This window comes from Enterococcus sp. DIV1444a (assembly GCF_051712125.1).
Classification (GTDB): Bacteria; Bacillota; Bacilli; order Lactobacillales; family Enterococcaceae; genus Enterococcus; species Enterococcus faecalis.
In genome coordinates this window covers 512025-523871 of sequence record NZ_JBIOOG010000001.1, presented here as the reverse complement: position 1 = coordinate 523871, position 11847 = coordinate 512025, and the positions used below count along the sequence as shown (strand labels likewise).

Annotated in this window: 11 protein-coding genes; 1 reads left to right on the top strand and 10 read right to left on the bottom strand. The window is 36.7% G+C overall.

Annotated features, from left to right (window positions below; genetic code table 11):
* Positions 1-222: 222 nt before the first annotated feature.
* The 7 genes from IGI87_RS02745 to ptcA form a co-directional block, all read right to left on the bottom strand.
* The gene (locus tag IGI87_RS02745) at positions 223-867 is read right to left on the bottom strand and encodes a deoxynucleoside kinase (RefSeq protein WP_002355594.1); all 645 of its coding nucleotides are present in this window, start codon (positions 865-867) and stop codon (positions 223-225) included.
* 8 nt (positions 868-875) lie between these two features.
* Positions 876-1574 carry a nicotinamide riboside transporter PnuC gene (pnuC, locus tag IGI87_RS02740; RefSeq protein WP_162782619.1) on the bottom strand — a complete coding sequence of 233 codons (699 nt, stop codon included), beginning with the start codon at positions 1572-1574 and terminating at the stop codon, positions 876-878.
* 556 nt (positions 1575-2130) lie between these two features.
* The gene (locus IGI87_RS02735; protein ID WP_438736194.1) at positions 2131-3717 is read right to left on the bottom strand and encodes an amidase family protein; all 1587 of its coding nucleotides are present in this window, start codon (positions 3715-3717) and stop codon (positions 2131-2133) included.
* A gap of 196 nt (positions 3718-3913) precedes the next feature.
* Positions 3914-4843 (bottom strand): carbamate kinase, encoded by a 930-nt coding sequence (arcC, locus tag IGI87_RS02730; RefSeq protein ID WP_438736192.1) that lies wholly within the window; start codon positions 4841-4843, stop codon positions 3914-3916.
* Positions 4844-4854: 11 nt separating this feature from the next.
* Positions 4855-5952 carry an agmatine deiminase gene (aguA, locus tag IGI87_RS02725; protein WP_047648994.1) on the bottom strand — a complete coding sequence of 366 codons (1098 nt, stop codon included), beginning with the start codon at positions 5950-5952 and terminating at the stop codon, positions 4855-4857.
* A complete protein-coding gene (locus tag IGI87_RS02720) occupies positions 5945-7321 on the bottom strand; it encodes an APC family permease (protein ID WP_438736189.1) in 1377 nt (458 codons plus the stop codon). The genes aguA and IGI87_RS02720 overlap by 8 nt, the downstream gene beginning before the upstream one ends.
* 66 nt (positions 7322-7387) lie before the next feature.
* The gene (gene ptcA / locus IGI87_RS02715) at positions 7388-8407 is read right to left on the bottom strand and encodes a putrescine carbamoyltransferase (protein ID WP_113794896.1); all 1020 of its coding nucleotides are present in this window, start codon (positions 8405-8407) and stop codon (positions 7388-7390) included.
* A 397-nt stretch (positions 8408-8804) separates the two neighbouring features.
* Between ptcA and IGI87_RS02710 the strand changes: the two genes are divergently transcribed.
* Entirely contained in the window at positions 8805-9650 is an 846-nt protein-coding gene (locus IGI87_RS02710; protein ID WP_438737387.1) for a helix-turn-helix domain-containing protein, read from the top strand.
* A gap of 42 nt (positions 9651-9692) precedes the next feature.
* On the opposite strand, the gene IGI87_RS02705 is transcribed toward IGI87_RS02710, so the two are convergent.
* The 3 genes from IGI87_RS02705 to rlmD all read right to left on the bottom strand — a co-directional run bounded on the left by IGI87_RS02705 (position 9693) and on the right by rlmD (position 11652).
* Complete coding sequence (locus tag IGI87_RS02705; protein WP_002358707.1) at positions 9693-10010, bottom strand: thioredoxin family protein; 318 nt, start codon at positions 10008-10010, stop codon at positions 9693-9695.
* Positions 10011-10149: 139 nt separating this feature from the next.
* Positions 10150-10278 (bottom strand): hypothetical protein, encoded by a 129-nt coding sequence (locus IGI87_RS02700; RefSeq protein ID WP_002355577.1) that lies wholly within the window; start codon positions 10276-10278, stop codon positions 10150-10152.
* The gene (gene rlmD / locus IGI87_RS02695) at positions 10279-11652 is read right to left on the bottom strand and encodes a 23S rRNA (uracil(1939)-C(5))-methyltransferase RlmD (protein ID WP_438736188.1); all 1374 of its coding nucleotides are present in this window, start codon (positions 11650-11652) and stop codon (positions 10279-10281) included.
* Positions 11653-11847 lie beyond the last annotated feature (195 nt).

The window sequence follows — 11847 nt, the reverse complement described above, 5'->3', positions numbered from 1 at the left end:
AGAGAAGTCAGGTCAACCGATGAATGACTTCGTTGATAATAGCTACCGCTATTTTATACAAACTTAAACTGTCGATGGATAGATTATCCGATTTTAACTTAGGGGAAGGTTAAAATCCGATTCTATAATTTAGCACTACACTCCTTTATTTAGTAGCAACTTTAGCCTATCTATCCACATTTTAAGTCAAAAAGAAGCAAGTCCGGACTTGCTTCTTTTTATTTATCTTTCTAATTCTTCGATTTTCTTCTCAATTAACGCCAAGACATATTGACACGCTTCAGGATCTTCGACAAAATCATATTTATCGCCATCAATTTGAATTTTAGGACTTTCATCATAGTCTTCGTACCATTGGTCATAACGCTCGTTCAACATTTGATAGTAATCATACAACGTTGGATCTGTCTCAATTTGTTCATAAGGACGACCACGTTTTTTGATGCGTTCTAACATTTTTGGAAATGAAATACGAATGTGAACTAACAAATCTGGTCTTTTTTTATGCGCAGCATAAGGCAATTCTTGGAGCATGTTTTGTAATAAGTCATCGTACACTTTGACCTCTGTTTCATTTGCACGACCTAAATCTGCATTTAAATGAAAAAGTAATGAATCTTCATAAATCGAGCGGTCCAATACATTGTTTTCATGTGTTAATGCCTGTTTAATACTATCAAAACGTTTATTTAAAAAATAAATTTGTAATAAAAATGCGTACTTTTCCGGCTCCGCATAAAATAAAGGTAATACCTCATTATCATCAACTGATTCGTAAAAGGCTTCTGAACCTAAACGGTTTGCAATTAAAGCTGTTAAACTAGATTTACCAGCGCCAATCGTACCTGCTAAAACAATCACTGCCATCGAACTCCCTACCTATTTTTTTCCATTTTATTTTTTATCTTCAACCAATTAAACATACCAAAAATTGAGTTAAAAGTATACATACAATACATAACAAATATTGCATAATCACCACCAGCGTGCGTCCCCGCTCGGAACCATAACAAAATTGAAAAAATATTTCCTAGTAGCCAAAACACGAACTGCGATTGATAACGTTTAATCATCAATAACATCCCTGTTGCTGAAACACTGAACGTGATTGCATCTAAGGTTTGTTGAGCATCATTTACAAAACCTAACAAAATATATGCGACTACGCCAATGAGCAACCACGTGAAAAAGGCATACAGCCACTGAATACCTTTTAAAATTTTTACTTCGGTTACTTGACCTGATCCATCTGCGCTAGCCCGAAGCCAGGCATACAGCCCTGTAATGTCCATAATAATATAGAAGCTTTGTAAAAGAACTTCCGCATAGACACGCGTCACTAACCCAAAATAGCCAATAATCACTGCACTGATTAAGCCAAAAATGTAATTGCTGACTTTTCCTTGTGCAATTAAATTCACACAAATGATGCCGGCTAAACCACCTACTAACGTAATCCAATTAGACGGATTGATAGCAAACGCAATCAACTGAACCCCAACCATCAAAGCTAAAAACAAGTAACTTCTCGTTGCCCAACCTTTAAAATCATTCACTAAAAAATTCTTATTCACGACAAGTTTCCAACCTTCCTAAAACCAAACTTTTCTCTGTTGACGTCTCAATAAGAGTACTCTGTTTTAAAAAACAAGTCAATCAGATTTTGGAAGAAAAAGAAGATTTTAATACTATATATTGATTAAAAAAACAAAATAACACTACATATAGTTACATTAACAGCTTTCTCATATCCTCAATTGCCACAATATTCTTTTCATCTTGTTTTAATATTTTACGTATTCATAAATTTGTTTTCATATAATTGCTCCTTCAACAGAACTCTTTAAGACGGTAGCGCTCCGATACTAGGGACTAAGTTTAATGTTGCGAAAGCAACCGCAAATATTTATGCTTCAAACACAGTCATCGTTCACTCTTTTTATTGAAATGCTTAAAAATTGATAGACTTATTTCTCGAATCTGGCCACTTATTATATGAAAACTTTAGCCTAAAAAAGCAAAAAAAGACGATTCACCTAAATAATCGACCTACAAACAATTTTCTTTCATTTGTAGGTCGATTATTTTTATTAGGTTTGAGACGGATGTTTCGCCATCCCTAGTTTCCCTTTACTGCTCATCTCTATCTATTTTTTTACTGTTTGCCAACAGCTCTTTGTCTGAAAGTACTATCCGTCCTTTTGTACTTTGTTCAAAGCTGTAAGCTTGCTCAAATAACGTTTGCTCTTTATTAGCAGTTTGTGTAAAAGTAAGCCCATAAGGTTGTCCTTCGCTGTTCGCTGCCAAAGGAACAGTCAATTCAGGATATCCTGCCACGGCACTTAAGCCCGTACCTTCAGAATCAATAAAAGCATATCCGTCTAATTGTTGTTTTTTTAGCAACGCATCAAACGTTTGCTGTGCTTTTTTAATGGTTGCTTGAATGACTTCTTTATCTGGTTGTTTCTTTTTAACATCTGCTTCTAATAAATCTTGCCCATACTTGGCACGAACCTTTTTATCTTGTTGATTATACGCAATTAGTTCCTCCAGTGTTTTAAATGGCAAATCATAACGTTTCGCAAATTCTTCCAATGCAAACTTAAATTCATTGGAAATAACTTCCCCGCCGTCAATACCTTCCATGTCTGGCGTTATCGGAATCACTTCTGCTCCAGCTTTTTGGAGGGCCTTTTTAGCAGTCGCAAATTCTTCTTCAGCACTTGGCATTTCTAGCAACCCAATTCGTTGACCTTGTAAGTTATTCTTAGCAAATTTCATAGAATCAATGCTCGGAACCGTGTCTTTCTTAAACGCATTATAGCCTTGCGCAGCATCAACGACACTTCGGGCAATCGGGCCAACTGTATCTAAGGACGGTGCCAATGGCAAAACACCTTCACCACTTACTGAACTGTGGGTCGGTTTAAAACCAACCACTGATTGATGAGAAGCGGGGGAAACAATCGATCCCATCGTCTCAGTGCCTAAAGAGAAGGCGCCGATATTCATCGTCACACTAGCCGCACTCCCAGAACTTGAACCTGAAGGTGTTATTTTGAGCGGCCCATAAGGATTAAGTGTTTGTCCATGTTTGGAACTATAGCCACTTGGTGCTTTCATTGACATATAATTCGCTAGTTCAGATAAGTTTACTTTTCCTAAAATCAAAGCTTGCGCCTCTGTTAACTTCTTAACTACTTCCGCATCTTCCTTAGGCGTGAATGAGCGTAAGGCATAAGCTCCTGCACTCGAAATCATGTTGGTCGTATTTATATTTTCTTTCAAAGTCACAGGAATACCATACAAAGGCTTCTTCGGTGTTTGAGAGGCTTGCTGGTCAAATGCCTTTGCTTCCTTAATTGCTTGCGGATTGATTTCAGAGATGCTGTTCATGCCATTATCTATTTGATCGAACTGTAAAATACGGTCCAAATAAAACGCCGTAAGTTCTTCATAGGTCAATGTTCCATTGGCAATCGCTTGCTGTAATTCAGTGATATTTTTTTCAATAATCAACGGTGCTTTGGTACGAGCTTTTTGTACATCTGTTTCTTTTAATTGGTCTTCAATCGTTTTAACGATTCTCTCTTGATTGTACATTGCTGGGGTTTCTGCCTCAGGAGTGAACTTTTTGAGTATAAACCAATAAGCTGCAGCGCCTATTATGACTAATAAAACAGCAATTATTCCGATTACTTTTAAAAATTTAGACATTTTTATCCTCCTATATCGTTTAAAGATTATCTTACTATGTTTATTTTTGCATGACAACTAACAGTTTTGTTCGTTAAAAAGACAAAATAGAGAGTAGGACATCCGTCAAAACGACCGATGTCCTACTCTCTAACGATTAAGATAATCCGCTGAATGCGTTTGTTTTAGACTTTTGTGAAAGTTAAATACTGAGAATTTATTGTGTAATTCGTGTACCACTTTCTCCTTTGATTGCTTCCGAAGCTAATTCTAAAAGCCCGATAATCGCCTGGCGGTTTGGTTTACTTTCTGCAAAACTGATGGCCGCTTCCACCTTGGGTAACATACTACCTGGCGCAAATTGATCTTCTTCTATATATTGTTGCATTGCCGTAACCGTAACATCGGTCAAAGCTTGTTGATTTGCTCGACCAAAGTTAACAAAAACATGTTCTACTGCAGTTAATACCACAAAAACATCTGCTTCAATGAGTTCAGCCATTTTAGCTGCCGCAAAGTCTTTATCAATGACTGCATCGACACCATGATAGACTGGACCATCATAGGCAATAGGAACCCCGCCGCCACCACAAGCAATTACGATCTGTCCTGCATCAACAAGTGTTCGCAAGCTAACTTTTTCGTAAATATCAACTGGTTTTGGTGAAGGAACTACCCGTCGCCAGCCTCGACCCGCATCTTCTTGATAGACATTTCCAGTTTCCGCCATCAACTGTTTGGCTGTTTCTTCGTCATAATAACCACCAATTGGTTTTGTTGGTTTTGTAAACGCTGGGTCTTTCGGATCCACCACGACTTGTGTAATTAACGTAACAACTGGTTGTTCCCCTAAATTTCTGGCTACTAGTTCTTCATCAATTGCTTGTTGTAAATGATAGCCAATATAGCCTTGGCTCATTGCTGTGCATTCAGGAAACGGCACGACATCTTCTGGAGATTGACTCGTTTCCTCAAAAGCTAAGCGAATTTTGCCAACTTGTGGCCCGTTGCCATGAGCAATCACCACTTGATGGCCTTGTTCAATTAAATCAACAATGGATTTTGCAGCTGTTTGTGCTTTTGCCAATTGTTCTTTCGAAGAATTTCCTAGCGCATTTCCACCTAATGCAATCACTATTTTTGACATTTGTTTCCCTCCTAGCGCTTTGGTTCTTGTTGTGTGATACAGTGAATATTGCCGCCCCCATAAACAACTTCTACCGTATTAACGCCGACAATTTTTTTATCTGGGAACATTGTTTGAACTTGCTCTAAAGCCAAACGATCATTTTCATCACCATACTGTGGCACAATCACGCCATCATTTGTAATTAAAAAGTTCATATAGGATGCGATACAAATATCGCCGTCTTCTCGTGGCATGGTTCCTTCCACGAAATCAATTTTGAAGGAGCCTTTAATGGTCACATTTTTGACAGGGCAGCATAATTTGTGGACTTTTAATTGGCGTCCTTTAGCGTCAGTCATTTTGAGCAAACGTTGATACGCATCTTGTGCCGCTTCATAAAATGGGCTATTTTGATCTTCGGTATAAATACAAGCCACTTCACCAGGTGCAATAAAACAAGCTACATCATCCACGTGACCATTGGTTTCTTCTGGGTCAATTCCATCACCTAGCCAAAGAACTTTTTCAACATTTAAATAGTCGCATAATTTTTGTTCGATTGCTTCTTTTGAAAGTTGTGGATTTCGACCTTCACTTAATAAGCACATTTCTGTAGTCAAGACTGTTCCTTGACCATCTACGTGGAATGAACCGCCTTCTAAAACAAAATCATCTGTACGATAAGAATCTACATGCTCAATTTCACAAATTTTTTGTGCAACCAAATCGTCCTGGTCCCAAGGGAAATATAAACCATCTACTAATCCCCCCCAAGCATTGAATGTCCAATCCACACCACGGATTTCTCCATGATCGTTAATGACAAATGATGGTCCACAATCACGGACCCAGGCATCATTGTTTGACATTTCGTAAACCGTAATTTCTGACGGCAATTGGCGCCGGCAATTTTGAAATTGTTGTTGAGAAACCACCACATTCATCGGTGTAAACTGACTAATTGCTTTGGCCACATTAGTAAAAGCTTCTTGGACAGGTTTACCACCATCACGCCAATTATCCGGTCTTTCTGGCCAAATCATCCAAACTTTCTCTTGTGGTTCAAATTCTCCTGGCATTCTAAAGCCATCTTGTTTAGGGGTACTTCCTACAATTCGTTTAGCCATTTTCTTTCGTTCCCTTCTTAATTTTTTTCACGTAAATAATTACTTCACCAAGCAGAATAAAAATGATTGCCCCAATTGTGATTGGTAATTTTTCATTTAATGCTGCGGGACTAAAATCTAAAGGCACTGCTGTGAAAATCAGTGAAATAATAATCATAATCATTGGTAAAACCACTAAAACTTTTAAAAATCCTGGTTTTCCGTTAACTTTAAACGGACGTGGTGTATCGGGATCAATTTTTCTAAGCTTATAAAAAGCTGGGAAAACTGGGATATACGATAACAAGAATAGGACGACATTCAAGGAGAAAAAGGCCCAGAATAAATCTTGATTAGGTAAAATTGGTGCCAGTACAATGACAATTGATGCCACAATGCCATTCATCAAAGCTGCTCCAATTGGCATGTCATTTTTCTTACTACGTTTTTCAAAAAATTTAGGCATGTCACCATTTTCAGCAGCATAACAAGCTGTATTATTGACTCCTAATGACCAAGAAATCATGTTGCCGAACAACGTAAGAAGGAAGAGGAAAGCCATCAACATAATGAACCAACCTTCTGTCGAGCCTGTTAATAGTTTAAAACTATCCATCATACCACTGCCGGTACTAATTTGATCGGTGGGAATCGCTACCCCAATTCCAAAGGCTGAAAAAATATAAATGGCAGCAATGACTAACCCTGCTGCTATAATAGCTTGTGGAATTTGCTTCTTAGGATTTTCCATATCATCTGCAAATGTACAGATGACTTCAAACCCTAACAAATTAAAAATGATTACAGAAATAAAAGATAAACTCCTTAAGTCAAACGTTGGCAGCATCGATTTCAAGGTAAATTCATTGGCCACACCTTTCGTCAAGGCTACATACAATCCTAACCCACCAATTAAGACCGCTAAAACCATCTTGATTACCGCAGCTCCATTTAGAATCCAGATACTGTCGCTAACTGGATAAAAACTAATCCAAACCACAATCCAAGTAAAAATTAATTCAACAATAATCATCATCGGTGTTGAAAACTTAATACCTGTAATTGTCGTTAATAGTTCTGGCGTCATAACGGCTAACGAAGCTAACCACAATGGATAATTAATCCAATAATACCAAGAAACTCTGGCACCCCAACGATGACCATATGCTTTGGTCACCCAATCATAGATGCCTCCTTCACCAATATAAGTTGTTCCTAATTCTGATGAAATTAACCCATATGGCAATAGGAATGCAATTAATAAGAAAATCCACCAAAAAAACTGAGAATTACCAATTGCAGCAACAGGCGCCGCTGCTTCAGCAACGAAAACCACACAGATGACTGATAAAATGGCACTCGTTAAACTAAATTTCTTTTTCCCCTCCATGAAGACTCTTCCTCTCTTTATAAACTGTCCACTGATTCAATTTTCCAATCAGTGGACAGTTGACCGTTAAATGCTTCGAGTATCTAAGAAAACTTCTAGTTCTTTTTTCGCTTCTGCTTGCTTGATTAAATCATAAGGATTTTTTGCTTCATAATCATTCATAAGATATACTAATAAGCCACGAATAGATGTTAAACGGTTTTCTGCTTCATCGAAACAAATAGAATTTTTACCGTCAATCACTTCATCAGTTACTTCTTCCCCACGTGTGGCTGGTAAGCAGTGCATGAATTTACAATTGGCGCCTGCCCGATTCATCATTTCTTGATTCACTTGATATTTTGGATAGAAAACCTTCATACGTTCTTCTTCAGATAATTCCGCTTCATACAAGCCATACCAAACATCCGTGTACAAGAAATCAGCGCCTTCAACAGAACTTGCATCATCTGTGACCAAAAAGCTACCGCCTGAAACTTCACAATTTTTTGCTAATTTCGCTTGATGCTCTTCATTTAATTGGAAACCTTCTGGACCGAAGTGAACAAAATTCATGCCCATTTTTGTTGTGATTAATCCTAAAGAAAAACAAACTTGTGTCGCATCTCCGACAAAGACAACTTTACAATCTTCTAATTTTTTGCCTTCTGGTAAATGCTCAACCATGGTACACAAATCACCTAATTCTTGGGTTGGATGATTGTAATCAGACATACCGTTAATGACTGGGATGGTAGCACAATTAGCTAAATCAACAATACTATGGTGACGTTCCACACGAGCCATCAAAATATCTACTAAACGTGACAATACGCGGCTGGTATCTTCAATCGTTTCATGTCCCCCTAATTGAATTTGACCAGGTGCTAAATATTCGCCATGTCCACCTAATTGTTCCATTGCAGTTTCAAAAGATACTCGTGTTCGAGTTGAAGATTGTTGGAAAATCATTCCTAAAGATTTGTTTTTTAACAGTTGCGGATAATACCCATTTTTAATCGCTTCTTTAATTTTTAATGATAAATCGACTAAGTAGTGCATTTCCTCTTTCGTATATGTTTCTGTTGTAACGTAATCTCTTTTCATGATGTGTTCCTCCTAAAAGTTGTTTTTGTTTACACATCGACTTTACCAAGTTTAGCTAAGAGTTTACTATCCGCCAAAAGTTAGAAAACGCTTTCTTTTTCGGCGTGATTTTTCATTAAAAAAAGTTTATTTATGGTTATAAACCGTTGGTACACCAGGGGTTTATAAAAGTTTAGGCGGATTTCTCTCTAATTTCTGCCAATCATAGATTTGAAAATGGTATAATTATTTTGAAAAATCATTTACTTAAAACAAAAGATGAAAGGGGTTTCCAATCGTGACATTTGTTTTTATTTATAACATCTTGTTGATTATTTTATATTCGTTTACTTCAACCTTCACCTTAAATCTTTACTTGAGAAATAAACAACCGATTTTTTTATTGCTTCTCTTTTTAATGGTTATTTTTATTTGTGACAATGTGATTGTTTATATGACTGAGTTCATTAATTCGTTTGCAACCGAATATAATCAGACCTTTATGACCGCACCTTTTTTAAAGACTATCATTTTTATTTGTTGTAATTTTGCCTATCTGGCCATTATCAAGACCATTAGTGGTTGCCGTTTCAAAAATTATCAATTTGTCTGGTTATTTTTAATTGGCTTATGGATGTTAGCTATTCCATTTTCACAAAATTCCGCCTTAAAAGTTTGGTTGTACTATTTACCCAATCAATTATTTTTAATTTACCTTGGATGCTATGCCCTCTATCAATTACGAACAGATCCTCTATCAGCCCTTGCAAAAAAATATCTTCGTTTTATTGGTTGGCTAAGCATTGGTTTCGGTGTGGCAATTCTTTTGGAAGATACCTTCGTTATTTTTAACATTGACCAATATTCTGATATTGTCTTTAAAATTAACAACCGAAACGTCTCTGAAGATATTTATACGATCATTCTCTCCATCGCCATTATCTACTTCTGTAATCGTGATTTTCCTCTGTCGGTGCTTGAAAAAGAAGCTGCTAAATTGGAAGAAAATCAATCAGATGAACCCGTACTTTTGGCGCCTTTTTGTGATGCCTATCAATTAACGCAACGAGAACGAGAAGTACTTTCGTTACTTTTAGAGTGCAAAACAAATCAAGATATAGCCAACGAACTATTCCTATCAATCGGGACAGTAAAAACACATATCCACAATATTTTCGTTAAATTAGAAGTAAACAAAAGAGCAGAAGTTTTTGTCAGTTATCAACTTTTTTCTCAACAACAAACAGAACATTTAGCGAGATAATCAAAAAGGAAGCCTCTCCGTGATGGGTGGCTTCCTTTTTGATTATCTATTTTCTTGTACTTGTCGAACTCTCTTTTCAATTTCTTGAAAGTTAATAATTTTAGCTTGGCGATGAATTTCTTTTCCTTCATAGTATAAGATAATGGTCGGTGCAGAAAAAGCATTTAATTGTCCAATTATTTCTGGACTTTTATCAGCTTCTGCAATGTATGTAGGAAATTCATATTTTGTTGCAATTTTTTCGACAATCGGTTTATCAACTGTACAAACACTACAATTTTTTGCTGTCAAAAAGACGGCTTGTAGACGATTGTCTGTAATTTTTTCTTCTAATTCTTCTAATGTTGTTACATATTCCACTGAATAGCCCTCCTTGTCTTTTGTCTAAAATAACAGATTTACTAGCAAAAGAACAACTTATTTGTTTAGCTAAGAATACTTTAACAAAAAAGTTGCCACCCATTTCATTAATGGAAGACAACTTTTTACTGATAACCGTTTATTTATTAAAAATTTTAGGCCCTTTGCGCATGTTTTTACGATCATTTTTTGGGGTTTCCATTTTTTTAGAACGGCCACCACCTTGTTTCTTTTTAATTAATTCTAACATTTTTTCTTTTTCATTCATTTAATCCACCGCCTTTGTTAATAACGTGACAGATTCAATGTGGGTCGTTTGTGGGAAATTATCCACTGGTTGAATTTCTTTTGCTTCATAACCGCCTTCTGTTAATAATGCAATGTCACGAGCGAGTGTGGCTGGATTACAGCTGACATAAACAATTCGTTCAGGTTGTGTTTCAATTAATGTGTTTACTAATTGACCATCTAACCCTTTCCGTGGTGGATCCACCACCACAAAATCTGGTTTCAAGCCATTTTCAACTAATTTTGGCAATAATTCTTCCGCTAAACCAGCCGTGAAAGTGGCATTCTCAATGTTGTTTAATTTAGCATTATTTTCTGCATCTTTGACCGCTTCTTCAATTACTTCAATACCGTAAACTTGCTTTGCATCTTGGGCTAAAGTTAAGCCAATCGTCCCAATCCCGCAATAGGCATCCACCACAATTTCATTGCCTGTTAAAGCCGCATACTCTTTGACTTTTTGATACATCACTTCAGTTTGTTGGGGATTTACTTGATAAAATGAACGCGCAGAAATTTCAAATTTCAAATCAAAAATAGTATCTGTAATTTTTTCAGACCCATGCAATAAGATGGTTTCGTCGCCAAATATGACATTGGTTCGTTTGGGATTAACATTTTGTACAATGCTGACTACTTCCGGAATAGCTTCTAAAATATCTGGCACGATTTTACTAATTGGGAATAATTTCGGTGTTCTCGTAATTAGAACAACCATCATCTCCCCAGTATGATAGCCACGACGAACGACAATATGCCGTAAGTTCCCTGTATTATCAGATTCGTTATAAGGTTTTACGCTATATTTACGCATAATGTCACGGATTTTAACAATTGCTGCATCAATTTCTGGGTCTTGAATATAGAAATGTTCCATCGGAATTAAATCATGACTATTTTTCCGGAAAAAACCTGTTTGTAATTGGTTGTCAATTTTACGTACGGGAATTTGTGCTTTGTTCCGGTAATGCCACGGATCGTTCATCCCAATTGTTGGTAAAACAGGGACTTCTGGCAATTTAGCGACACGTTGCATAACATTTTCTACTTGTTGCGTTTTAAATGATAGTTGGGCGCCGTACGCTAAATGTTGCAACGGACTGATCCCGACTTTTGTAAAATTTTCATCTTTCACGGGAACACGCTGTTCACTGCTTTTTAGGACAGTCAATACTTTCCCATAGCCAAAACTTTTACCTGTTTTTAAGACTTTGATTTCAAGTTTTTCACCTGGTAAGGCATTTTCAATAAACAATGGATAATGGTCCACTTTTGCCACGCCTAAACCTTCATGCGTCAAGTCAATGATTTCTACTTCAATGACGTCATTTTTCTTTACTGGATAATTTTTCATAAGTCGCTCCTTCTTTTTATACACTTCACTCATTCTAATGAAAATACCTAAGAAAAGCAACAACGAATTTTCATGGCGATTTAGCAATTCCGTTTGAGCTTTTTGGGTAAATAAAAAAATGAGACCCTTTCCCTTAGTCAAAAAATAGCCAATGAAAGATCTTATCAACTAAATCTTTCATTAGCTATTCACGGA